Genomic DNA, 24765 nt, shown 5'->3' on the forward strand with positions numbered 1-24765 from the left:
GATGCACCCTGACTGGTTCGCGGGGCGTCGGCGTGTGCTTCGGGTACGGATCGTAGGCGGTACGCTGTCGTGGCATAAAAACGTAAGTTTTTGGCGCTGAAACGATTTGATGCCATTCTAATTCGGTCTACGATGCACGGTTCAAACATCAAAAGGAGACCTTTATGAGCGACGCGCCGAAGGCTGTGCTGGCGACGAGACGCGGGAGCGCGGAGCAGATCGGCACAGCCGCGCTACTTCTTTTGCTAGTCGCGGCGCTGGCGGCGTCGCGGCATGTATCGCCTGTTCCAGGCTTTACGCCCGCCACGTTTCGCGCCGCGATCCTCGTGGTCTTCACGGTTGTGAGCTGGGCGCTCGGCCTGTTCAAGGAACCGCTGACGACGCTGCTGTTCTTTCTGTTCGGCGTGCTATTTGCGGTCGCTCCGCCTGACACGCTTTTCAGCGGCTTTACGTCGCCTGCGTGGTGGCTGGTTTTCGGTGGCAGCATCACGGGCGTCGCGGTACGCACGACCGGCCTCGCGCAACGGCTGAGCGACAAGCTGCTGTCGATGCGCGCCGATACCTACCGGCACTACATCGCGATGGTCGTGATCGCTTCGGTGGGCCTCGCGTTCGTGATGCCATCGACCACCGGCCGCATCCTGATCCTGACGCCGATCGCGCTGGTGCTGGCCGACCGCCTCGGGTTGAGCGCTGGACGCCGCGGTCGCACCGGCGTCGTGATGGCGGTGGCTGCGGGAAGCTATATGCCGTCCACATCGGTTCTTCCCGCCAATGTGCCGAACTCGGTGCTGCTCGGCGCCGCTGAACAGCTCTATGGCGTCAAGCTTCACTACGCGCCATATCTGCTGCTTCATTTCCCGCTGCTCGGCGCGGTCAAAACCGTGTTGATCATCTTGCTGATCTGCTGGTTGTATCCGGACAAGATCGACAAGACGACACGCGCGGAACGACACGCGGAGCCGCTGTCGACGTCGGAAAAGATGCTGGTTGCGGTGCTCGCGCTGTCGCTGCTGTTCTATGCAACGGATTTCTGGCACGGGGTGTCGCCCGCGTGGGTCAGTCTGGCAGCGGGCGTTGCATGTCTGTTGCCGCAAGCTCGCATCATGTCGATCAAGGACTTCAATGAAGAGCTGCAAATTGCACCGTTGATCTACGTCGCGGGCTTTCTCGGGCTCGGCGCAGTGATTACGCAAAGCGGGTTAGGGCAGTGGGCCGCGCATTGGCTGCTCGATGCGACGCAGATGCAACCCGGCCGTCCGATCCTGAACGTCGCGCTGATCGTCGCGATCGGCATCGCGATCTCGATGCTGACCACATTGCCCGCCTTGCCTGCGGTGCTTACACCGTTGGCTGGCCAGCTCGCGCATGCGAGCGGCCTGTCGCTATACACGGTGCTAATGCTGCAAGTGCCCGCATTCTCGACGGTGATCCTGCCTTACCAATCGCCGCCGATGATGATCGCAATGCATATGGGCAACGTGTCGATCAAGGACGGCACCCGCCTGTGTCTGACACTCGCCGTTATCACTATCGTTGTGGTTCTGCCGCTCGATCTTCTGTGGTGGCGCGTGCTGGGTGCGCTGCCGTAATACACAACCTCGCGGCTTTCAGTTTGAAAGCGCATGCACGGTAGGTGCATGCACGCTTTATGCGACACGCGTTGTGCTCACGTTTTCCCGCATGAAGTACTCACTCACCCTTCTAACGTAAGCGTTCAAAGTGTAGTCTCCTCCTTAATACACGCAATTGCATTCCCACTCGATCCCAATTCGGAGGAGACACCGATGGATCTTGAAGCTCGCACCATGAAGCGCGTGATGTCCCGGCTCGTGCCGTTCCTGATCGTCTGTTATTTCGTTGCGTATCTGGATCGCGTCAATGTCGGGTTTGCAGCCCTGCAGATGAACAAGGATCTGGGTTTCTCCGCGTCGCAATTCGGCTTTGGCGCAGGTGTTTTCTTTATCGCTTACTTTTTCTTCGAAGTCCCATCGAATCTGCTGCTCGAGCGTTTCGGCGCGCGGCGATGGATTGCGCGAATCATGTTTACGTGGGGCATTGTTGCAGCCGCGATGGCCTTCATTCCGCACATCTCCCAATATACGGGCATCTCGCACACCGGCGTCTTTTACGGGCTCCGTGTTTTACTGGGGATCGCTGAAGCGGGCTTCTTCCCCGGCATTATTTTCCTGCTGACGCTGTGGTTTCCCGCAGTCTATCGAGGCCGCGTCGTCGGTTACTTTATGGCGGCCATTCCGCTTTCAACCGTGATCGGTGCGCCGATCTCCGGTGCGCTGCTGTCGCTGGATGGGCGCGCGGGTCTCGCGGGCTGGCAATGGTTGTATCTGCTTGAAGCGATGCCGGCGCTGGTGCTCGCGTTTGTCGTTTACTTCTACCTGACCGACAAGCCTGCCGACGCACACTGGCTCGCCGCGGATGAGCGGGAATGGCTGGTCGCGCGCCAGGCCGACGAACGCAGGCATCGCGAAGCGGTGCGAGCGTTCAGCGTGAAGGAGGCGTTGTTCAATCCGCGCGTGCTGGCGATCGCGCTGATTTATTTTGGTGCCAATGCAACCAACTATGGCCTGAGCTTCTTCCTGCCGCAGATCGTCAAGTCGTTCGGCCTGACTAACCTGCAGACCGGCTTCGTGACATCGCTGCCGTATATCGTCGGCGTGATCAGCATGATCGCGTGGGGGCGCCGTTCGGACCGCAAGCTCGAACGCAAGCGTCACGTAGGCTTTGCGCTGCTGGTCGCATCCGCTGGCATCGCGGCGTCTGCAGGGCTCGACAACCCAGTGCTGAAAATGATCGCGTTGTCGATCGCCGGTTTCGGCATCTTCGGCTGCCTGCCGGTGATCTGGACGCTGCCCGCAGCGTTTCTGTCCGGCGCGGCGGCTGCGGGGGGCATCGCCGCAATCAATTCATTGGGCAATCTGGCTGGGTTTTTCGGACCTTATGCAATGGGCTGGATCAAGGACAGCACCGGCGGATTCGGTGCAGGCCTGCTTTGCCTCGCGGGCGCGGGGCTGATCGGTATGGCGGCCGCGTTACTGCTGCATCACGATCGCTCGCTGGAGACCGCGTCGAGCCGCGAACTCGAGACAAACGAGGAAGCAAGCGCCGTGCGATCCTGACTCAGCGTGCTGCGGCCTCGAGCGGAACTAGCCGTTGCGCTTTCGCTCGGGCCGCAGCGTGTAATGCAGATAATCGGTGCGCACAACGGCGTTACTGCAGCGGCACATAGATCTCAGTCAGCAACTCAGCCGGCGCCGTCTGCTTTGGATCGTTCAGATATTCCTCGATCTGCATGTAGTCCCCGACGTGTTCGACCGGCAAGCTGGAACAGGCGTCGGAGCGCAATCCGTTTTTCTCGTCGTGCAACTACTACACGTATATCGCGCAGCGGGCCGATTAGCGCGCTAGCGTGGGAAGAGCCGGTACGAAGACGGTGCGTGTCGTAACATCGACGATGCGCCGTGGAAGACGTTGCTGTTGCATGCCGCGCGCGCCACTTCCCTTACGAACCGCGTTCGATCCCATGATCCCAGATACCGTCCGTTCTGCATTTGCGCCGCAAGGAAAGTTGCGCGCGTCGATCAACCTCGGCAATCCGATTCTCGCGAATCGCCATCCGCAAACCGGAGCGCCCGGCGGGGTTTCCGTCGATCTCGCTCACGCGCTCGCGCAGCGGTTGGGCGTCGGGCTCGAACTGGTCGTGTTCGAGACCGCCGGCAAGTCCGTCGAAGCCGTTGCCGACGAACGCGCCGATGTCGGCTTCTTCGCGATCGACCCGCTGCGCGGCGCGAGCATCGCGTTCACCGCGCCGTATGTGTTGATCGAAGGCTTCTATCTTGTGCGCGATGACTCGCCGGTGCGCCGCAACGAGGATGTCGATGTGTCGGCCCATCGCGTCGCGGTCGGTCTCGGCAGCGCGTACGATCTGTTTCTTACGCGCGAACTGCGTCACGCGACGATCGTGCGCGCGCCGAGTTCGCCGGCTGTCGTGCAAACTTTCGTCGATCAGGGTCTTGAGGTGGCGGCGGGTGTCAAACAACAACTTGAGGCCGATGCCGCGCGCACGTCAGGACTGCGTTTGCTCAGCGAACGATTTATGGTGATCCAGCAGGCGATGGGCGTGCCAAAGAGTCGTGGGGACGCTGCTGCCGAATTTTTGCGTGCGTTTGTCGAAGACCAGAAGCGCACCGGCTTCGTCGCACAGGCGCTTGCGCGTCACGGCATTTCCGGCGCGTCGGTCGCGCCTGCTGCGCAAACGTAGACCGCGCGCGACACCGCGCATGAAATCGCGGCCGAAAACTGCAGAATTGCCGATTTTCGATAACACCGGGATTTGTGGCTGCCTAGCATCCGCTGATGGGTGTCCGTTGGCGGTTCGCCGATCGAACCGCGGCGGGCGCCTATCTCAGGGAGCCCATGATGAACTACGAGTCGAAACCGCAGCAGGTCGGCACCGTCCCGCATCGCGAGCACCACGAACTGAAGCAGACGTTAGGCACATGGCAGTTATGGGGCATTGCAGTGGGCCTCGTTATCTCCGGTGAATACTTCGGCTGGAGCTACGGGTGGGCAAGCGCCGGCACGCTGGGCTTCGTGATTACCGCGCTCTTTATCGCGGCGATGTACACGACGTTCATCTTCAGCTTTACCGAACTCACCACATCCATTCCGCATGCGGGCGGTCCGTTTGCATATGCGCGGCAGGCATTCGGCCCCGCCGGCGGGTTTCTCGCCGGCATGGCGACGCTCGTTGAATTCGTGTTTGCACCGCCGGCCATTGCACTAGCAATCGGTGCGTATCTGCATGTCCAGTTTCCCGAACTAAATCCGAAGCATGCTGCGATGGGCGCGTATCTGGTGTTTATGGCGCTAAACATTCTCGGTGTACAAGTTGCGGCGACGTTCGAACTGTGCGTTACGCTGCTCGCGATCTTCGAATTGCTGGTGTTTATGGGCGTCGTATCGCCGGGCTTTCAGTGGTCTAACTTTATGAGGAACGGCTGGGCCGGCGCCGATCAATTCTCGCTTGGCGCATTCCACGGGATGTTCGCGGCGATACCGTTCGCGATCTGGTTTTTTCTGGCAATCGAGGGCGTGGCAATGGCCGCGGAAGAAGCGAAGAATCCGAAGCGGTCGATTCCGATTGCTTATGTAACCGGCATTCTGACGCTGGTTGCGTTAGCGGTCGGCGTGATGGTTTTTGCAGGCGCGGCCGGCGACTGGACCAAACTCGCTAATATCAACGACCCGCTGCCGCAAGCGATGAAATATATCGTCGGCGAGCATAGCGGATGGCTGCATATGCTGGTGTGGCTCGGGCTGTTCGGCCTGGTCGCGTCGTTTCACGGCATCATCATCGGCTATTCGCGGCAGATCTTCGCGCTGGCGCGCGCCGGATATCTGCCGGAATGGCTCGCGAAAGTACATCCGCGTTTCAGGACGCCGCATCGCGCGATTCTCGCGGGCGGCGTAGTCGGCATCGCGGCGATCTATAGCGATGAGCTGATCCAGTTCGGCGGTCAGACGTTGACGGCGAACATTGTGACGATGTCCGTGTTCGGCGCGATTGTGATGTACATCGTCAGCATGCTTGCGCTGTTCAAGCTGCGGCGCTCCCATCCGCAGATGGAGCGACCGTTCCGCGCTCCTCTGTTTCCGTATTTCCCGGCATTCGCGCTGATTGCCGCGGTGATCTCGCTGGCGACGATGGTGTATTTCAATGTGCTCGTCGCGGTGGTGTTCGCGGGATTCCTGTTGATTGGCTATGGATACTTTCTCATGACACGAGATCAGCGGGAGGCGGCGCTGGCGAATGGATTGCTGGAAGAGTGATTGAGACCACGAAACCGCCGCGGTAGCGCGCTGAAGTAGCCACCGCCGTCAATCATTGCGCCTGCATCCTGCGCACGCGCTGCGAGCCGTGGCAACGCCGACCACGGCAGCGTCGGATGCAGATGATGCAGGCAATGCAGATGGTGGTTCATCACGACGGTCCGCCACGCGCGCGCGAGCTTGAAATTGCGCGCGCGGCCCGGCCGATCGGGTTCCACGCCGTAGTGCGGCATGTTGTCGGCAAACGAGATCCATACGTCGCGCAAATAGCCGGTCAGCAGACACACGTCTGTCCCAGGCGGCAGGGCCGCCATTCCGGAAGATAACAAAGGAAACCCGGCGGACCGTATTCCGGTTCGTGAATGACCTCTCTCGAAGCGACGCTGCGGTCCGGGTGGCCTGGAAACGCTGACCCGGACATTTGCCGATTTTCGATAACGCCGATTTCCGATTGACCGTAGTATCTGCTTGCGTAAGCTCGATTCACGCAATCGGTAAGCCGGGTGACGGAGCTCGCGTTTGGCGCTATTGTGATCGCCTGGCCGGCACGTATAGGCCGCTTTGGGCCGCGCGGCCAGATAGGGAGTAGCCATGAGCTTTACGGAGACGATCGGCCCCCGCACATACCGCTTCGCGGATCTGAAGACGCTGCTCGCGAAAGCCAGCCCGTTGCGCTCCGGCGATCAGCTCGCCGGCGTGGCCGCGGCAAGCGAGGAAGAGCGGGTCGCCGCGAAAATGGCGCTCGCCGGCGTGCCGCTGCGTACGTTCCTGAACGAAGTGCTGGTGCCCTACGAAGACGACGAAGTCACCCGCCTGATCGTCGATTCGCATTCGCCCACAGCCTTCGGCGAGATTTCACATCTGACGGTCGGCGACTTCCGCAACTGGCTGCTCGCGACCAGCACCGATACCGCCGCACTCGAACGCGTGAGCAAGGGCTTAACGCCGGAGATGGTCGCCGCGGTATCGAAGCTGATGCGCAACCAGGATCTGATCGCCGCCGCGCGCAAGCGTCCGGTCGTCACGCGTTTTCGCAATACGATCGGCTTGCCGGGGCACATGTCGGTGCGCCTGCAACCGAACCATCCGATCGACGACGTCAAAGGCATTGCCGCTTCGATGCTCGATGGCCTGATGTACGGCTGCGGCGACGCGGTGATCGGCATCAACCCGGCGTCGGACAGTCTTGCGGCAATCACGAAGCTGCTGCAGATGATCGACGGCTTTCGCCAGCGCTATGAGGTGCCGACGCAATCGTGCGTGCTGACACATGTGACAAACACGCTCGCGGCGATCGAAAAGGGCGCGCCGGTGGACCTCGTTTTCCAGTCGATCGCAGGCACCGAAAAAGCCAATGCGAGCTTCGGCATTTCGCTCGCGCTGTTGCGCGAAGCGCGTGACGCGGCGCTGTCGCTCAAGCGCGGCACGGTCGGCGACAACGTGATGTATTTCGAAACCGGTCAAGGCAGCGCGCTATCGGCCAATGCACATCATGGTGTCGATCAGCAAACCTGCGAAGTGCGCGCGTATGCGGTCGCACGCGAATTCAAACCGCTGTTGACGAACACCGTAGTCGGCTTTATCGGCCCGGAGTATCTGTACGACGGTAAGCAGATCACACGCGCGGGTCTCGAAGATCACTTTTGCGGCAAGCTGCTTGGCGTGCCGATGGGCTGCGACATCTGCTATACGAACCACGCGGAAGCCGACCAGGACGATATGGACAACCTGCTGACGCTGCTCGGTGCCGCGGGCATCAACTTCATCATGGGCATTCCGGGCGCGGACGATGTGATGCTGAACTACCAGAGCACGTCGTTTCACGATTCGCTGTATTTGCGCGAGGTGCTGGGCCTGCGCCGCGCGCCCGAGTTTGAAGAGTGGCTCGAGTCGATGCATATCACCGACGTACGCGGCGCGTTGCTGAACAGCGCAGCGGCGCGGCAGCCGCTGCTCGAAAGCGCGCGTGAATGGGTCGGAGCGGCATCATGAGCGATTCCGTCGAAAAAAATCCGTGGGACGGGCTGCGCGCGTTCACGAATGCGCGCATCGCATTGGGCCGTGCCGGTAATAGCTTGCCGACCGCGCCGTTGCTTGCGTTCAACCTGTCGCACGCGCAGGCGCGCGACGCGGTGCATCATCCGCTGGATGCGCACGCGCTGCACGAGCAATTGCATGCGCATGGCTTTGCGATGACGCTCGATGTTCATAGTGCGGCGCCTGATCGCGAGCACTATTTGCGCCGGCCCGATCTCGGGCGCAGGTTATCGGACGAGAGCCGCAGCGTGTTGTCGAACGCGGTTTCCGGTGAACCGGATGTCGTATTCGTGGTTGCCGATGGCTTGTCCGCATTCGCAGCTTCCAGGCAGTCAATCCCGATGCTCGAAGCGATTCACGCGAAACTGCAAGACTGGAAGATCGGTCCGATCGTCGTTGCGCGTCAGTCGAGAGTGGCACTTGGCGATGAGATCGGCGAGATTCTGCGCGCGCGGATGGTCGTAATGCTGATCGGCGAGCGCCCCGGACTCAGTTCGCCGGACAGTCTCGGCATCTATCTGACCTACGCGCCGAAGGTCGGTTGCAGCGATGCGCAACGCAATTGCATCTCCAACGTGCGCGCCGAAGGCTTGAGCTTCGAAGCGGCCGCGCACAAGCTGCACTATCTGTTGACGCATGCGCGTCGCCTCGGATTAACCGGCGTGGGCCTCAAGGACGAAAGCGACGCACTGCTGGAAGCCGCGCCGGCCGCAGCCTCCGCAACACTCACTGATCGTTGATACGCCAGGCGCTCGCCGGACGAATCAGGCGTCCGCGCGTTCGACCGGATGCGCGGCAAGCCATTCGCTTTGCGCATCATCAAAAAGCCGCGAACGGGTCAGGAATCGCAAACCCGTCGGCCGTTCGAGCGAAAACATCCCGCCATTGCCGGGCACGACATCGATGATCAACTGCGTGTGCTGCCAGTACGCGAACTGCGATTCGCTCATATAGAACGGCACACCGGCAATCACACCGAGTTTCACATCCGACCCGCCGACCATAAATTCGCTCGACGGAAAACACATCGGCGCACTGCCGTCGCAGCAACCGCCCGATTGATGGAACAGAATCGAGCCATGCTCGGCAGCCAGCTTTTGAATCAGCGAAATGGCGGCATCCGTCGCGACTACGCGTTCAACGGCCATGCGTTTCACCTCTAAAAAAGGGCAGGCCGCGCCCGCGGCCCACCCTACTGGAGAACTTGCGTTTAGAAGAAGCCAAGCGGCTTATCGCTATAGCTGACCAGCAGGTTCTTGGTTTGCTGATAGTGATCGAGCATCATCTTGTGCGTCTCGCGGCCGATGCCCGATTGCTTGTAGCCGCCGAATGCCGCATGCGCCGGATACGCGTGATAACAATTCGTCCACACGCGCCCGGCCTGAATTTGCCGGCCAAAGCGATACGCGCGTGTGCCGTCGCGCGTCCACACGCCGGCGCCGAGGCCGTACAGCGTGTCGTTCGCAATCTCCAGCGCTTCATCTTCGTTCCTGAATGTCGTGACGGAGACGACCGGCCCGAAAATCTCCTCCTGGAAGATGCGCATTGTGTTGTTGCCGCGGAACACGGTCGGCTTCACGTAGTAGCCCTTCTTCAACTCGCCGTCGAGCGCGTTGCGCTCGCCGCCGATCAGGCATTGCGCGCCTTCCTGCTTGCCGAGGTCGATATACGACAGGATCTTCTCGAGCTGTTCCTGTGACGCCTGCGCGCCGATCATCGTCTTTGTGTCGAGCGGGTGCCCTTGCGCGATCGCGTCGACGCGCTTGAGCGCGCGCTCGATAAACCGGTCGTAGATCTTCTCGTCGATCAGCACACGCGACGGGCACGTGCAGACTTCGCCCTGATTCAGCGCAAACATCGTGAAGCCTTCGAGCGCTTTGTCGAAGTAGCTGTCGTCGCGATCCATCACGTCGGCGAAGAAGATATTCGGGCTCTTGCCGCCAAGCTCGAGCGTGACCGGAATGATGTTCTGGCTCGCGTACTGCATGATCAGGCGGCCTGTCGTCGTCTCGCCGGTGAACGCGATCTTCGCGATGCGCTTGTTCGACGCGAGCGGTTTGCCGGCTTCGAGTCCGAAACCGTTCACCACATTCACGACGCCGGGCGGCAGCAAGTCCTGAATCAGTTCCATCAGCACGAGTATCGACGCCGGTGTCTGTTCGGCGGGCTTCAGCACCACGCAATTGCCGGCTGCGAGCGCGGGTGCGAGCTTCCACACTGCCATCAGGATCGGGAAATTCCACGGAATGATCTGGCCGACCACACCGAGCGGCTCATGGAAGTGATACGCGACGGTGTCTTCGTCGATCTGCGAGATCGAGCCTTCCTGCGCGCGAATGCAGCTGGCGAAATAGCGGAAGTGATCGATCGCGAGCGGAATATCGGCCGCGGTCGATTCGCGTAGCGGCTTGCCGTTATCGATGGTCTCCGCGACGGCGAGGCGCGACAGATTTGCTTCCATCCGGTCGGCAATCTTGCTGAGGATGTTCGCGCGATCCGCCGCGGAAGTTTTACCCCACGCTGCTTTTGCGCGATGCGCGGCATCGAGCGCGAGTTCGATATCGGCTTCTCGTGAACGCGGAATCGATGTAAATCCTTCGCCGGTGATCGGCGAGATATTGTCAAAGTACTCGCCGCCCGCCGGCTTGACCCAGGCACCGCCAATGAAGTTCGCATACTGCTTCTTGTATGGGTAGTCGGTGCTCAGAAATTGCATCTCCGCGTGATTCATCTGGTTGCTCCTCACAGGGTTCGGTCGTTAAGGTCGACTGCGGTACCGCGTTAGCCGCGCGTCCATTACGCCAGAACCATGCCAGTCATCACGAAAGGTGCTTGATGTCGGTGCATTCGGCACTGTGTCGATGCATGTGCGGTTCGCATGGTTGATCTGTGCATCGCACGGGCGCGTCGATACTGAGCACCGTCCCGGCGGTTGTTCATGAATTGAACAGCGCGGTGCACATGCGAACTGCGATGGCCACAGCCCTTTTTTGAATCGCTAAAGTGGTGAAAGCTTTCATGCGCGACATTCTGTTTCGGGCGACCTTTCGATGACGACCGACTCCGCCTTTTTTCAAGCCGCCGATAGCGACCGCGCCGTGCCGACGTCATTGCAACGGCACGAGCGCTACCGCGTGCAGACCCGCATCGCGCATGACGCGGATGAACAGGCGCGCAATCTGTACGGCTGGCGACAGACCTACGATCAGCTGACGTCCGGTCGCTTTACCGGTGAGCTGACGGGCCTGCATGTCGACGATATGCACGTGTTCCGCGAGGCGACCAGTCAGACGTTGCGCCAGATCTGCGAGGTGCGATCGGATGCTTGCTGGTTTGGCATTCCGGTGCGCCGCGAGGGCGTGACGGGACAGATCGACGGCAATGTGATTGATGCCGACGCGTTTGCGTTGAAACCGGGCGGCGTCGAGTTCGAACTTATGACGCCTGCCGGCTACGAAATCTTCGGTGTCGTCGTGAGCGGCGATGTGTTGCGGCGTCATGCAGCATTGGACGAGCGCGCCGGCCGTGCGCTGCTCGATCACGGGCCGCCAACCGGCGTTATGCCGATCGATGCGGCAAGCAAGACGCAGCTTGGCGTACGCCTGATGCAGATCCTTGGCGAAGAGCGCGCGGCGCTTGATCATCGTGCGCGGCATCAGTTGCATGCGTCGGTGCTCGATTTGCTGCTCGATGCATGCGGCGGCGGTGCCAGTTCGCCAGGTAGCGAGCGCGTTGCGATTTCAAGGCAGCCGCGCCGTCGCGGCATCGTCAGCGACGCGCGCGACTATGTGCTTGCGAATCGCGATCGTCCGGTGAGCGTGCCCGAACTCTGCGAGCATCTGCACGTGAGCCGGCGCACGTTGCAGTATTGCTTCGAAGACGTGCTCGGCATGGCGCCCGCCAGCTATCTGCGTGTGATCCGCCTGAACGGCGCGCGACGCGATCTTTGCGATGCGTCGCGCGGCAGTAGCGCGCGTTCGGTGCAGGATGTCGCGGCTGCGTGGGGCTTCTGGCATCTGAGCCAGTTTGCGACGGACTATCGGAAGTTGTTTGGGATCCGGCCGTCGGATACGCTAAGAGCGACGCGTTCCGGGCTTTCCTGATCAGCTAAAATGGTGGCTCGTTGCGATCGCATCGCGACCCTTGGCCGACCCCGGCCCGACCCCGACCCCACCCAGAGTATCCATGTCGTTCACCTGCCGAAACCAGTCCTGCGGCGCACAGTGGGAACTATCCGACGTCGTCATCAAGAACGAAGGACAAGGCCTGCTATTCCGCTGCCCGATGTGTGGCGCGCGCAACTACGTCGAGCGATTCGAGTCGGACGACGGCACCGTCGTCTATGAGCAGCTCGAAGGCCGTCCGTTCCAGTGAACCGCGCTCGCCCAACCGACATGACTAACCCCGCCGCCGACACCTCGTTCAGCACGCTGCCGCTTTCGCCCGCCGCGCTCGCCAACCTCACCCAGCTCGGCTACGTGCAGATGACGCCGATCCAGGCCGCGAGCCTGCCGCTTGCGCTCGCCGGCCAGGATCTGATCGCGCAGGCCAAGACCGGCAGCGGCAAAACGGCGGCGTTTTCGTTGCCGCTGCTCGCGAGACTCGACCCGCGCAAATTCGACGTGCAGGCGATGGTGCTGTGCCCCACGCGCGAACTGGCCGACCAGGTCACGCAGGAAATCCGGCGCCTCGCGCGCGCCGAAGAAAACATCAAGGTGCTGACGCTATGCGGCGGCACGCCGATGCGTCCGCAAACCGCGAGCCTCGAGCATGGTGCGCATGTTGTCGTCGGCACGCCCGGGCGCATCATGGACCATCTCGAACGCGGCAGCCTCGCATTGCAGGCGCTCAATACGCTCGTGCTCGACGAAGCGGACCGCATGCTCGACATGGGCTTCTTCGACGATATCGCGACCGTCGCGCGCCAATGCCCGAAGGAGCGTCTGACGCTGCTGTTTTCCGCGACGTTCCCCGATGGCATCGCGAAGCTGAGCCAGCAGTTTCTGCGCAACCCGAAGCAGGTGACGCTCGAAGAGCGCCACGACGACAGCAAGATCCGCCAGCGCTTCTACGAAGTCACCGAAGACGAGCGGCTGCACGCGGTCGGCATGCTGCTCGATCATTACCGGCCGGTCAGCACGCTCGCGTTCTGCAACACGAAGCAGCAGTGCCGCGATCTGCTCGACGTGCTGCGCGCGCAGGGCTTTCATGCGCTCGCGTTGCATGGCGAGCTCGATCAGCGAGAACGCGATCAGGTGCTGATCCAGTTTGCAAACCGCAGCTGCTCGGTGCTCGTTGCAACCGATGTTGCCGCGCGCGGGCTCGATATCGCGCAGCTCGAGGCGGTGATCAACGTCGACGTCACCCCCGATCCGGAAGTGCACGTGCACCGGATCGGCCGCACCGGCCGTGCGGATCAGGACGGCTGGGCGCTCAGCCTCGCGAGCATGGACGAAATGGGCCGCGTCGGCGGCATCGAACAGGCGCAGGGGCGCGACGTCGAATGGCGGCCGCTCGCGGAACTCAAGCCAACCGGCGACGCGCGTCTGCTGCCGCCGATGGAAACGTTGCAGATTCTCGGCGGCCGCAAGGACAAGATTCGTCCCGGCGACGTGCTTGGCGCATTGACCGGCGATGCCGGCTTCGATGGCGCGCAGATCGGCAAGATCAACGTGACCGAGTTTTCGACGTATGTCGCGGTCGAGCGCGGCGTCGCGCGCGACGCGCTGCGCAAACTGAACGCCGGCAAGGTGAAGGGCAAGAAGGTCAAAGTCCGGTTGATGGACGAATAAGCGGGACGAATAAGCGGGACGAATAAGCGGACGCGCGCCGCGACGACAGCGCAACCGTGCGGCCGCATCACTCCCGCTCATACCCCCGGGATTTCCCGTACGTCGGTCCACCTCCGCGCTCAACGCGCTCCGTCGAACCCGGTCCGCCGCGAGCGTCAACCCCGCAAATCATCAACCGCATGACAAAAACGCATGCGCCGCATGACAAACTTTCGATTGTCGCCGCCCGCGGCTTGATGCCTAATCGCTGAATCCGGGCGGAACCGCGTGCTTTTCGTGCTCATCGCGGCCATCGCCGACCGCCCGCCGCGAACCGGAGGACCTCCATGCAGAGCGCGATGCAGACCCGCTCGAAGCTGCCCGATGTCGGCACAACCATCTTCACCGTGATCGGCCAGCTGGCCGCCCAGCACAACGCGCTGAACCTGTCGCAGGGCGCGCCGAACTTCATGCCGGACGCGACGTTGATCGAAGACGTCGCGCAGGCGATGCGCGACGGCCACAACCAGTACGCGCCGATGGCCGGTATCTGCGCATTGCGCGAAGCGCTCGCGCACAAGATCGAGACGCTCTACGGCGCGCGGTACGACGCTTCGTCGGAAGTCACCGTGATCGCGAGCGCGAGCGAAGGCCTGTACTCGACAATCAGCGCACTCGTGCATCCCGGCGATGAAGTGATCTACTTTGAACCGTCGTTCGATAGCTACGCGCCGATTGTCCGCCTGCAAGGCGCGAAACCGGTGCCGATCAAGCTGTCGCTGCCCGCGTTCCGCGTGAACTGGGACGAGGTATCCGCGGCGATCACGCCGAAGACGCGGATGATCATCGTCAACACGCCGCACAATCCGACCGCGACTGTCTTCAGCGAACACGACATCGAGCGGTTGAAGGCGGTTACCCGCAACACAGACATCGTGATCCTGTCGGACGAGGTGTATGAGCACGTCGTGTTCGACGGCGCGAAGCATCACAGCATGGCGTGCCATCAGGAACTGGCGGAGCGCAGCGTGATCGTGTCGTCGTTCGGCAAGTCGTATCACGTGACGGGCTGGCGCGTCGGCTATTGCGTCGCGCCCGCGGCGCTGATGGACGAAATCCGCAAGGTGCATCAGTTCATGGTGTTTTCCGCCGACACGCCGATGCAGGTCGCGTTTGCCGCCGCGCTTGCGCAGCCCGCCAGTTATCTCAGCCTGTCCGCGTTCTACGAGAAGAAGCGCGACCTGCTCGCGCATGCGCTACGCGAGTCACGTTTCGAGCTGCTGCCGACCGAAGGCAGCTTCTTTATGCTCGCGCGCTTTCGCGATTTCTCGGACGAAAGCGACAGCGATTTCGTGCTGCGGCTGATTCGCGATGCGCAAGTCGCGACCATTCCACTGTCCGCGTTCTACACGGATGGCACCGATTCAGGCGTGATCCGCCTGAGCTTCTCGAAGGACGACGCGACGCTGCTCGAAGGCGCGCGCCGCCTGAGCGCGATCTGACAAGGGGACCACGCGATGAGCCAGATGCAGCAACCGCTATTGGCCGCGGCCGTGCAGATGAGCAGCACGCCGGACGTCACGCAGAATCTCGCCGAGGCACGCCGCTGGGTGCTCGAAGCGGCTCGCGCGGGCGCGACGCTGATCAGTCTGCCTGAATACTTCTGCTGGATCGGCGACGACGAGAAAAAACGGGTCGCGCTGGCCGAACCGTTCGGCGATGGCCCGATCCAGCACGCGTTGGCCACCCTCGCGCGCGACACCGGCGCATGGCTGATCGGCGGCACGGTGCCGATCAGGCCGTCGCAAGGCCCGCAGGCCGGCACGCACGCGTACAACACGTCGCTGCTATTCGACCCGAACGGCCAGTGCACCGCACGTTACGACAAGATTCACTTGTTCAGCTTTAATCAGGGAGCCGAACAACATGCGGAAGGCGACACGATGGTCGGCGGCGATAGCGTCGGTACCGCACAGGGTCCGTTCGGCACGCTGCGTCTGTCGGTCTGCTACGACCTGCGTTTTCCCGAACTCTATCGCGTGGGACCGGCGGCCGATGTGATCGCCGTGCCGGCCGCGTTTACGCACACCACCGGTCTCGCGCATTGGGAACTGTTGCTACGCGCCCGCGCAGTCGAAAACCAGGCGTTTGTGCTCGCTGCCGGACAGTGCGGCACGCATTCGAATGGTTGGCGGACTTTTGGCCACAGTATGATCGTCGGGCCTTGGGGTGAAGTGCTCGCACGTCACGACGACGGTCCGGGTATCGCGATCGCGACGCTCGACCCGGCACGGCTCGACGAAGCGCGCGGCCGCTTGCCGGTGCTCGAGCACCGCCGCATCGCGACCCCGTCAACGCTCACGCCGCTGTGATCCGCGCGGTCGCCGCGACCGCGGGCCGCGCCAACGCAAACAGGTAGCACTGAGCAGGTCGCGGGACCACGGGCGATCCATCGACAGATGCCCGTTCAGACAAAGTCATACCAATAGGGAAGGAGATCGAAATGAAGCTGCTCAGGAATGGATTGATGTTCGCGTGCGCATGGGCATCGCTTGCGGCGTTCGCGCCGCTTTCCGCGCAGGCCGCCGACGCGACCACACTGCGCTACGGCCTCGAAGCGCAATATCCGCCGTTTGAATCGAAGGGCGCGAACGGCGAACTGCAGGGCTTCGATATCGACATCGGCGATGCGGTCTGCAAGGCCGCGAAACTCAAATGCAGCTATGTCGAGACGTCGTTTGACGGTCTGATTCCGGCGCTGCAGGGCCGCAAGTTCGACGCGATCAATTCGGCGATGAACGCGACCGACAAGCGCCGCGAGGCGATCGACTTCACCAGCGTGATCTACCGCGTGCCGACGCAGCTGATCGCGCGCAAGGACAGCGGCCTGCTGCCGACGCCCGAATCGCTGAAAGGCAAGCGCGTCGGCGTGCTGCAGGCGTCGATCCAGGAGACTTACGCGAAGGCGCACTGGGAAAACGCCGGTGTCACGATCGTGCCGTATCAGGATCAGAACCAGGTCTACGCGGACCTCGGTTCGGGGCGCCTCGACGGGACACTCGTGCTGGCGCCGGCCGGCCAGAGCGGTTTCCTGTCGCGGCACGAGGGCAAAGAGTTCGCGTTCGTCGGCCAGCCGGTTCGCGACGACAAGATTCTCGGCACCGGCATCGCGTTCGGTATCCGTAAAGGCGACACCGCATTGCGCGACCAGCTGAACACGGCGATCGCGAAGGTGCAGGCGGACGGTACGGTGAAGTCGCTCGCGCGGAAATACTTCGGCAATATCGACGTGTCCGCGAAGTAGGTTACGCCGCGGCGCGCGCCGGGGCAGGCGAGCCGCTCTGCCCCGGCGGATGCAACGTGCGCCATTTGCCATCTTTCGCAAATCGAAAAAACGGCACGCATGCATTGTCAGGATTGGGAATAAAGCGGGGCGCAACGCTGTTTGCGGGGGTAAGACGCACTTTTCCCCTGTAGACAAAATGGCGCACAGTGATTCCACCATCGACCCGCCGCTCACCGAAGCGGACATCCAGGCGTTTGCCGATGGGTCGCTGTCGCCCGAGCGCTCGGCCCGGGTGCAGCGCTACCTTGGCTCGATGCCGGGTGAAGCGAGCCGGATCGCATTCTATCGCCGGTTGAACGGGCAGATGCAGCGCTCGTTCATCCCCCAGGGTTCTTCCGCCCCGGGTGATTCGACACTTATCCGGCGCAGCCTGTCGCACGGCTGGCGGGCGCACGCGCAGCGGGCGTGGCACGCGCTGTCGGGGTCCGTCGCGCAGCGCATTGCGTTGCTGGTGCTCGCACTAGCCGGTTGGGCCGCTACCGCCTTCGTCTCCGATCATCAGTTCAATGCCACCGCGGTGATGAGCTACGCGCAGTGGGCCGGTGCGCCGACACAAATGGCTGCCACGCCGGTTCCCGCGAGCCGCGATCCGTTTTCGACCGAGTTCGCGCAGTTGGGCTGGAAGCTGGTGTCGGTGAAAACCCTGCGGCTGGGCCTGATCTCGGATGCACAGGAATTCGATTACCGGAATGCGGACGGCCAGCCCATCGTCCTGCTGACGACCGGCGCGCCGTTTGTCATTGAACGGCCGCACTGGATGGGCCACCGCGTCGGCGAATTGCGGCTGCTCACATGGACCGACAACGGCACGCGCTACGTACTGGCCGGGCGCGCCGACGCGCATGGCCTGATGAAAGCGGCCGACGCGGCGACCTTCCATTGAACCCACGCAGCGCGGCGCATGCCGTCGCGCTCGCGACGGTGGCAGCCCCGGCACAGCCCGCGCCCGGCGACATTTACGAAAGTTACATCGTGGCGGAATAAAATCGCGGCAGTATTGTTCGCAGTGTTAGATACCGTCGTGCGCCGGGATGGTGCGCGGCCCCGCGATACCTGACGGGTATAGAGAATGGACATCCGTGATGAACTGATGGAACACGTGCCGCGGCTGCGCCGCTACGCACGTGCGCTGGTCAACAACCGCGACTTATCGGACGACCTCGTGCAGGACACGCTCGAACGGGCGCTGTCGCGTACCGAGAAGTTCAAGGTGGGTAGCGATCTTCGTGCATGGCTCTTCACGATCATGCACAACGTGTTTATCAATCAGGTTCGCAAGGCGTCGACACGGGCGGTGCATGTGTCGGTCGACGACGAAAGCGTCTTTGAAAGCGAGTTCGCGGTGTCGGCGAACCAGATGCAATCGCTCGAAGTGCGCGACCTCGACTATGCACTGCAACGATTGCCGGCGGACCAGCGTGAAGTCGTGCTGCTGGTGGGCCTGGAGGAAATGAGTTATACGGAGGTCGCGCTTGCGCTGGACATTCCGGTCGGCACCGTGATGTCGCGTCTGTCGCGCGGTCGCGAGCGGCTCAGGGCATTGATGGCGGGTGCGCAACCCGGCGCGAAACTACAGGTGGTGCGATGAGCGAACAACAATCCCCGATCAGCGAAGAGGATCTCCACGCGTACGTGGACGGTGCGCTGTCCGAAGAGCGCCGCGAGCAGGTGGAGCGCGCGCTCGAACAGAATCCGGCGCTCGCGACGAAGGTGAGCGACTACTTCTCGCTCAACAGCATGTTCCACGATCGCTACGACCGCGTGCTCAGCGAGCCGGTGCCGGCGCGTTTGCGCCCGCGCAAGACGCGCAACTGGCGTGAAGCAATGAACTGGCCGCAGTTCGCGGGCATGGCGGCGGCGCTGGTGCTGGGCATTGGCATCGGCGTCGGCACGAATATGGGCAAGAGCGTGCCTGGCGGCACCTGGATCGGCGCGTCGTCGTCGGACACGCGGCCGGTCAGCGCGGACAGCACGGAAATGTTCGCGCGCAAGGCGGCGTTTGCGCATGTCGTGTACATGGCGGCCGTGACGCGGCCGCCGGAGCTGGGCAAAGGTCACGAAGAAGAGTTCGTTCAGTTGCTCGCCAACAAGCTCGGCACCGACGTGCATCCGCCGATGCTGACGAAGAGCGGCTTCATGCTTGACGGCGGCCGGATGCTGCCCGGCAAGGATGGGCCGATGGCGCAGTTCATGTACCGCAACGCGGAGGGCGAGCGGCTGACGCTCGTGATCTCGCATCGGAACACCAGCGCGAACACGACGGCGTTCCGTCTGTATCAGGATGGACCGGTCAATGTGTTTTACTGGGTCGACGGCAATTATGGCTATGCGGTGTCCGGTGGCATGGACCGCAATGTGATGCTGCAGCTTGCGCATGACGTATATGCGCAATTGACTGGATCGACTGCGGGTTGAATATCGATTCGCTTTAGCGCTGAAAGGCCGGATTCCGGGTGATGTTCTGGAATCCGGCCTTTTGTCTTTATCGAAGGACTTCGCAAAGTTCCGCGATGATAATGCAGCGCCGGCGCCGGCTCCGGCTCCGGCGCTCAGCGGCAACCGTGCCTTTTTGTTCCGGGCTCCGCGCTGCCGAATGCCGTTTAAAAAGAAACTGTCGGCTGAATAGAATAATGGGGCGATTCGCGAATCGGGAAAATATTATTGCCAGAAAAAGAAAATATTCTCACGGTACACTCGCTCGCGTTCCGCTTTATTCAATTAACCAGAATCCCCGAACACGCTTACGGATTGCCCATGGAAACCACTCAGTTCTCTGAACTCTCATTGCAAAATAGCCGTGTCGTCGTTGCCGGCGGCACGTCGGGCATCGGCCTCGCGGTTGCGAGCGCGGCGGCCCGCGCCGGCGCCGAAGTGACGATCGCGTCGAGCAGCCTGCAACGCGTGCAGGACGCGCTCGAGCAATTGCCGAAGGGCACGCGCGGCGAAGCCGTCGACTTCACCGACGAAGCCCGCGTGAGCGCGTTCTTCGAGCGCGTGGGCGCGTTCGATCATTTCGTCTATACCGCAGGCGAGTCGCTGTTTTTGCAGACGCTCGCCGAGCTCAGCATTGCTGAAGCGCGCAAGGCGTTCGATGTACGCTACTGGGGCGCGGTGACCGCGGTCAAACACGCTGCGCCGCACCTGCGTCCGGGCGGATCGATTACGCTGACGAGCGGCGTCGCGTCGTCGCGGCCGATGCCGACCTGGACGATTCCGTCGAGCCTGCTCGGCGCGATGGAGTCGCTGACGCGCGCGCTTGCAGTCGAACTGGCGCCGCTGCGCGTCAATGCGGTGAAGCCGGGCGTGGTGCGCACGAACCTGTGGAGCAACATGACCGAAGAGGATCGCAATGGGCTCTACGAAGTGGTCGGGAACAAGTTGCCGGTGCAACGGGTCGGTGAAGCGAGCGAGGTTGCGAACGCTTACCTGTATCTGATGCAGCAGGGATATAGCACCGGACAGGTGATTGTTGTCGATGGCGGTCATATGCTGGTGTAGTTCACGTTGGCCGATCGGCCGGTGGACGTCCTGCATCAGACCTTAAGCGACTGATTTATGTCGGATTCAGTCTTGGACGGGCTTAACTCATCGCCCTACACTGCGTGTCACTCACTGACAACACTGATTGGAGCAAGCCATGAGTATCAAGGACAAACTGCCGGCCGGCACGAAGCTGGGTTTTGGTACGGCGCCGCTGGGGAACATGTTCCGCGCGATTCCTGAAGAGGAAGCCGCGGCAACGGTCGAGGCGGCGTGGCAGCACGGTATCCGGTACTTCGATACCGCGCCGTTTTATGGCGCGGGCCTCGCCGAAATCCGGCTCGGCGATATTCTCGCGAAGCACAAGCGCAGCGAGTATGTGCTGAGCTCGAAGGTCGGCCGCGTGATTCTCGACGAAGTCGAAGACGTGAGCGCGCGCGATCTCGGCGAGAAGGGCGGCGTGTTCGCGCATGGGCGTCCGAACAAGATCGTCAACGATTACACGGCCGATGGCACGATGCGTTCGATCGAAGACAGCCTGAAGCGGCTGAAGACGGACCACATCGAGATCGTCTATGTGCACGATGTGGCGCAGGATTTTTACGGCGACGAATGGCTGTCGGTTTTCGAAATCGCGCGCAAGGGTGCGTTTCGCACGTTGTCGAAGCTGCGCGACGAAGGAGTGATCAAGGCGTGGGGCATTGGCGTGAACCGCGTCGAGGCTTGCGAGCTGGCGCTCGATCTGAGCGACCCGGATGGGTTTCTGCTGGCGGGGCGTTATACGCTGCTCGATCACGAGCGTGCGTTGCAGCGTTTGATGCCGGCAGCGGCGGCGCGCAATGTGGAAATCGTGGTTGGCGGGCCGTATAGCTCGGGCATTCTCGCGGGAGGCGCGCACTTTGAATATCAGAAGGCGTCGCCGGAGATTATCGCGAAGGTCGACCGCATCAAGGCGATCGCGCAGCGTCATGGTGTCAGCGTGAAGGCGGCTGCGGTGCAGTTTGCGCTCGCTAATCCGGTGGTCGCCGCGGTGATTCCGGGGGCGAGCAAGCCGGAGCGGCTCGCGGAAGATCAGGCGGCGGTGGCGGAAGTTGTTCCGGCGGATTTCTGGCGCGAGATGCGGCGCGAGAAGCTGGTGGCGCAGAATGCGCCGTTGCCGATTGATAAGCAGGGTTGAGGCGTTTTCAGGTCGGTGAGGCCGCCTGGGGCCGGCGCAACGTGGGCCGGCCCGAACTTCGGATTGGCGAGCGCAGTCGCTGCCGCACGCTGCTGCGGCTGCGCGCAGCCGCATTAATCTCCGCCAGGTTCCATCGGCCTGTTTATTGATGGCCGCACGTCGTATCGCCTTCGTCGCAATTCAACTGGCTACTGAGCAGTTTCGTTTGCGCTTGCGTGAGGTCGTCGAGACACGACGCCTGGGCCAACGTGTGGATGCTGCCGCCGCTTGAGCCCAACGTGTTGAAGTCGCACTGCGCGTCGCGCCATGTAATCCACGCGCGTTGAGCTTTTTGCAGTTTGTCTTTGCCCGGCTTGCTGACCTTCGCCTGCAATGCGTGGAAGGTCTGGTTGAGTTTCGCGTCCGACGCCTTCAGGCTGCTGTTCGCGCATTGAGTCATCGTGGCCTGGTCGGTTGCGTTTGCGCAGTCGGGTTGGGCGGCGAGCACCGAATGCGACGCAAACAGGGCCGTCGTCACTGCACAAGCAATTAAAGCGCGCATCGTTGGAGTCCTTTGCTGTTCATTGCGGAAATCACTGCGGATGAACGTTACCTGCTTTTACAACAGCGCAGCGTGATCTCAAACGCAATTGAAACTCCGCTGCGCGACACAGCGCAGCGTGTGCTGCTTCGACGTGGCAGCGCGTGTGCGCGTGCGTTCCATTGCAGAGCGACGCTGGCGCATTTCCACACCGTTGAGTGATTCGAGACATGCCGTCGATTCGGAAATTTCCGATATTTCGGGAATGAGACGAACGATAGCATCGCGCCCTTATCGAGCAACGGTGAGGGGACAATGGTTCGACGCGGAAAGTATCGATATGGATCACGAAGCGTTATTGGAATAAGCGTCTCAGCGCTGTCCATCGTGCTGCTTGCCGGATGTGGCGGTGGCGGTGACAGCGGCACCGCCAGTACCGGCAGCAGTGGCAGTGGCAGCGGCACTGCCGGTACCGGCGGCAGCGGCAGCAATCCGGTTCCGGAAAAACGCGCCAGCGTGTCCGGCAAGGTGACCTACGACTACGTGCCGACCGCCTTCGGCACCACGGCCGAAGGCGTGCGCTCCGCTCGTCTCGATTACGCCAAGACGGAGAAACGCGCGGTGCGCCGTGCACGAGTCGAAGTGGTTTCAGAAGATGGCAAATCGGTGATCGGCACCGGCATGACCGATGACGCGGGCGCTTATGCGATCGATCTGCCGGCCGGCGTGCGTGTCTATATTCGCGTGATGTCGCAGGTTTCCGACGGGCCGGCCGACACGCCCGATTATCTGGTCCGCGTGCGGGACAACACGGCGCCTGAATTCAAAACGTCACCGGCTTCCGCTCCGCTTTACGCAATGCGCGGCAGTGTGATCCTGACGAAGGCCGGCGGCACGCAAATCGACATGAATGCCGGTTCCGGATGGACGGGCAGCGGCTACGGGGCCGTGCGCGCGGCCGCGCCTTTCGCGATCCTCGATCAGATTGTGACCGCGTCGCAAAAGCTGCATCGAGCCGCGCCGGCGGTGAAGCTGCCGGCTCTCGATGTGTTCTGGAGCCCGAGAAACCGGCCGGCTCAAGGGGACGTTGCGGATGGATTGATCCAAACGAGCCACTACATGCCTGATGCCGCGAAAAAAGGTATCTACCTCCTGGGCGCGCAAAACGTCGACACCGACGAGTACGACGCGAGCGTGATCGTTCACGAGTACGGCCATTATCTGGAAGCGAACGTGTCGCGCTCAGACAGCGTAGGCGGTTTGCACAGCATTGGGAACGCGCTCGATATGCGTGTTGCGTTCGGCGAGGCATGGGGCAATGCATTTTCGTCGATGGTTCGTGACACGCCCGACTATGCCGACACGCAAGGGCCGCTACAGGCCGGTGCAGGGCTTGTGATGAAACTCGACGAGCTTGAGAAAGGCGCGACGCCGGGCTGGTTCGACGAATCGGCGGTGGGGCGTTTCCTGTATTCGCTCTATGTGTCGCCCGATATCGGCTTCCACGCGATTTACCAGACCATGATTGACGGCCAAAAGCGCACACCCGCGCTGACCAGCGTGTTTTCGTTTGCGACGGCCCTGCGTGCCGGACTGAGCGATGCGGGTAAGGCGAAGCTCGACGCGCTCCTTGATGACATGCGCGTGCAAGCCGGCCCCCAACTGGATGCATGGGGCACACAAACTCGCTTCTATGATCCCGCTTTGATAAACCCCGCGATCTTTCCTGTTTATGTGCCGATCAAGCCGGGCGCAAGCGCCACGTCGTGTACGACAACGCAACTGGGCGTGGGAAACAAGCTTGGCAACTATGGCCATTTGCGGATCACGGTGCCGACCGCGGGCAAGTATGAGATTGCCGTGACGCCGCCACCTGGCGTCGATATGAGCGATGTGGGAACGCGGGTCTTCGCTTATGGCAACGAATTACCTGATCTGCTGGGCGCGAAAGGCCGGCGGGTCACGGAATTTCCCGCCGCGGGCGACTACGTTGCCGATGTCGCGCTGAGCGCAAATCTCGACGAAGCGGGTACGCCCGGCGCCGCACCTCAATGTGTCGGCGTGTCGATGCAGGCCGTCAGCCAGTGATAAGGAGCATTCGATGAAACGGATTACATTTATGCTGGGCATTGTGATGATGCTTTCTGTGCAACCGGCTTCGGCTGACGCGATGTCGAGTTCCGGCAAGGGCTACGCGGGTGTCGAGGTGCGGGTGGCGCCGTCCGTGCGGGGAGCGCCAGGCGCGCCGATCGACGTGCAGGTCGACTACATTGCATCGCCTTCGAGCGGTGCCGTCGAGGTCTCTTATACGACGGAGGACAGCCTGATGCTGAAGAGCCCGGCACGCAAGCAACTGGTTCCGGACAGCAACGGCTTTGTGCACGATACGGTCGTTGTGCAGGCAAACTCGATTGGCGCTTATTTCCTGAATGTATTCGTCAAGACGAGCCGCGGCAGCGACGCGCTATCGATTCCGGTGACGATCGGGTCCCCCGCGCAAAAGCCTCGGGCAGCGAGTAGCGTGCTGACGCCGGGCGGGCAGCGGGTGATCGAAATGCCTGCGCGGGAGACGGTGCGCTAGCCA

The 24765-nt window shown here is 62.0% G+C and carries 25 protein-coding genes; 20 read left to right on the forward strand and 5 right to left on the reverse strand.

All coding sequences use genetic code 11. From position 1 onward, the window contains the following. Positions 1–164: 164 nt before the first annotated feature. Positions 165–1592 carry an SLC13 family permease gene (locus BX592_RS14630; protein ID WP_134192525.1) on the forward strand — a complete coding sequence of 476 codons (1428 nt, stop codon included), beginning with the start codon at positions 165–167 and terminating at the stop codon, positions 1590–1592. Positions 1593–1787: 195 nt separating this feature from the next. Further along, complete coding sequence (locus BX592_RS14635; protein ID WP_134192708.1) at positions 1788–3137, forward strand: MFS transporter; 1350 nt, start codon at positions 1788–1790, stop codon at positions 3135–3137. A gap of 91 nt (positions 3138–3228) precedes the next feature. Here BX592_RS14635 and BX592_RS14640 read toward each other — a convergent pair whose 3' ends face one another. After that, positions 3229–3384, reverse strand: coding sequence for a GyrI-like domain-containing protein (locus BX592_RS14640; RefSeq protein ID WP_134192527.1), 156 nt, complete (start codon positions 3382–3384; stop codon positions 3229–3231). A 157-nt stretch (positions 3385–3541) separates the two neighbouring features. Between BX592_RS14640 and BX592_RS14645 the strand changes: the two genes are divergently transcribed. Further along, a complete protein-coding gene (locus BX592_RS14645; protein WP_134192529.1) occupies positions 3542–4279 on the forward strand; it encodes an ABC transporter substrate-binding protein in 738 nt (245 codons plus the stop codon). A 158-nt stretch (positions 4280–4437) separates the two neighbouring features. Then, the gene (gene eat, locus BX592_RS14650; protein ID WP_134192709.1) at positions 4438–5850 is read left to right on the forward strand and encodes an ethanolamine permease; all 1413 of its coding nucleotides are present in this window, start codon (positions 4438–4440) and stop codon (positions 5848–5850) included. Here eat and BX592_RS35365 read toward each other — a convergent pair. Next, a complete protein-coding gene (locus BX592_RS35365) occupies positions 5808–6443 on the reverse strand; it encodes a fatty acid desaturase (protein WP_134192710.1) in 636 nt (211 codons plus the stop codon). The two genes, eat and BX592_RS35365, sit on opposite strands and share 43 nt — an antisense overlap. Here BX592_RS35365 and BX592_RS14660 point away from each other — a divergent pair. Then, a complete protein-coding gene (locus BX592_RS14660) occupies positions 6442–7842 on the forward strand; it encodes an ethanolamine ammonia-lyase subunit EutB (protein ID WP_134192530.1) in 1401 nt (466 codons plus the stop codon). The genes BX592_RS35365 and BX592_RS14660 overlap by 2 nt on opposite strands. Next, complete coding sequence (eutC, locus tag BX592_RS14665; RefSeq protein WP_134192532.1) at positions 7839–8627, forward strand: ethanolamine ammonia-lyase subunit EutC; 789 nt, start codon at positions 7839–7841, stop codon at positions 8625–8627. The genes BX592_RS14660 and eutC overlap by 4 nt, the downstream gene beginning before the upstream one ends. Positions 8628–8651: 24 nt before the next feature. Here eutC and BX592_RS14670 read toward each other — a convergent pair whose 3' ends face one another. Together BX592_RS14670 and adh are read right to left on the reverse strand one after the other, a co-directional pair. Next, a complete protein-coding gene (locus BX592_RS14670) occupies positions 8652–9035 on the reverse strand; it encodes a DUF779 domain-containing protein (RefSeq protein ID WP_134192534.1) in 384 nt (127 codons plus the stop codon). 62 nt (positions 9036–9097) lie between these two features. Continuing rightward, positions 9098–10618, reverse strand: coding sequence for an aldehyde dehydrogenase (adh, locus tag BX592_RS14675; protein WP_134192536.1), 1521 nt, complete (start codon positions 10616–10618; stop codon positions 9098–9100). 319 nt (positions 10619–10937) lie between these two features. On the opposite strand from adh, the gene BX592_RS14680 reads away from it, so the two are divergent. The 11 genes from BX592_RS14680 (at position 10938) to BX592_RS14730 (ending at position 21661) form a co-directional block, all read left to right on the forward strand. Next, positions 10938–11990, forward strand: a complete 1053-nt coding sequence (locus tag BX592_RS14680; protein WP_134192538.1) for a helix-turn-helix domain-containing protein — start codon at positions 10938–10940, stop codon at positions 11988–11990. Positions 11991–12072: 82 nt separating this feature from the next. Continuing rightward, on the forward strand, positions 12073–12261 hold the full coding sequence (locus tag BX592_RS14685; RefSeq protein ID WP_134192540.1) for a hypothetical protein: 189 nt from the start codon (positions 12073–12075) through the stop codon (positions 12259–12261). Positions 12262–12281: 20 nt separating this feature from the next. Beyond that, entirely contained in the window at positions 12282–13679 is a 1398-nt protein-coding gene (gene dbpA / locus BX592_RS14690; RefSeq protein WP_134192542.1) for an ATP-dependent RNA helicase DbpA, read from the forward strand. A gap of 326 nt (positions 13680–14005) precedes the next feature. Further along, complete coding sequence (locus BX592_RS14695) at positions 14006–15160, forward strand: pyridoxal phosphate-dependent aminotransferase (protein ID WP_134192544.1); 1155 nt, start codon at positions 14006–14008, stop codon at positions 15158–15160. 15 nt (positions 15161–15175) lie between these two features. Then, on the forward strand, positions 15176–16030 hold the full coding sequence (locus tag BX592_RS14700) for a carbon-nitrogen hydrolase family protein (protein ID WP_134192546.1): 855 nt from the start codon (positions 15176–15178) through the stop codon (positions 16028–16030). A 131-nt stretch (positions 16031–16161) separates the two neighbouring features. Continuing rightward, positions 16162–16962 (forward strand): ABC transporter substrate-binding protein, encoded by an 801-nt coding sequence (locus tag BX592_RS14705; protein ID WP_134192548.1) that lies wholly within the window; start codon positions 16162–16164, stop codon positions 16960–16962. A 178-nt stretch (positions 16963–17140) separates the two neighbouring features. After that, positions 17141–17887, forward strand: a complete 747-nt coding sequence (locus BX592_RS14710) for an anti-sigma factor family protein (protein ID WP_134192550.1) — start codon at positions 17141–17143, stop codon at positions 17885–17887. Positions 17888–18073: 186 nt separating this feature from the next. Next, a complete protein-coding gene (locus BX592_RS14715; protein WP_134192551.1) occupies positions 18074–18592 on the forward strand; it encodes an RNA polymerase sigma factor in 519 nt (172 codons plus the stop codon). Beyond that, positions 18589–19419, forward strand: coding sequence for an anti-sigma factor family protein (locus BX592_RS14720; protein ID WP_134192553.1), 831 nt, complete (start codon positions 18589–18591; stop codon positions 19417–19419). The genes BX592_RS14715 and BX592_RS14720 overlap by 4 nt, the downstream gene beginning before the upstream one ends. Before the next feature lie 339 nt (positions 19420–19758). Further along, on the forward strand, positions 19759–20502 hold the full coding sequence (locus BX592_RS14725; RefSeq protein ID WP_134192555.1) for an SDR family oxidoreductase: 744 nt from the start codon (positions 19759–19761) through the stop codon (positions 20500–20502). 139 nt (positions 20503–20641) lie between these two features. Beyond that, positions 20642–21661, forward strand: a complete 1020-nt coding sequence (locus tag BX592_RS14730) for an aldo/keto reductase (RefSeq protein WP_134192557.1) — start codon at positions 20642–20644, stop codon at positions 21659–21661. 142 nt (positions 21662–21803) lie between these two features. Here the strand turns inward: BX592_RS14730 and BX592_RS14735 are convergent, their stop codons facing one another. Next, positions 21804–22202, reverse strand: coding sequence for a lysozyme inhibitor LprI family protein (locus BX592_RS14735; protein WP_134192558.1), 399 nt, complete (start codon positions 22200–22202; stop codon positions 21804–21806). 12 nt (positions 22203–22214) lie between these two features. Here BX592_RS14735 and BX592_RS14740 point away from each other — a divergent pair, with 12 nt between their 5' ends. From BX592_RS14740 to BX592_RS14750, 3 genes are all read left to right on the forward strand, one after another. Next, entirely contained in the window at positions 22215–22403 is a 189-nt protein-coding gene (locus tag BX592_RS14740) for a hypothetical protein (RefSeq protein ID WP_134192560.1), read from the forward strand. Positions 22404–22568: 165 nt separating this feature from the next. Beyond that, positions 22569–24269: a hypothetical protein gene (locus BX592_RS14745; RefSeq protein WP_134192561.1), complete on the forward strand. Its 1701-nt coding sequence runs from the start codon at positions 22569–22571 to the stop codon at positions 24267–24269. Between the two features lie 13 nt (positions 24270–24282). Beyond that, entirely contained in the window at positions 24283–24762 is a 480-nt protein-coding gene (locus BX592_RS14750; protein WP_134192563.1) for a hypothetical protein, read from the forward strand. Positions 24763–24765 lie beyond the last annotated feature (3 nt).

The organism is Paraburkholderia rhizosphaerae, assembly GCF_004366595.1.
Classification (GTDB): Bacteria; Pseudomonadota; Gammaproteobacteria; order Burkholderiales; family Burkholderiaceae; genus Paraburkholderia; species Paraburkholderia rhizosphaerae.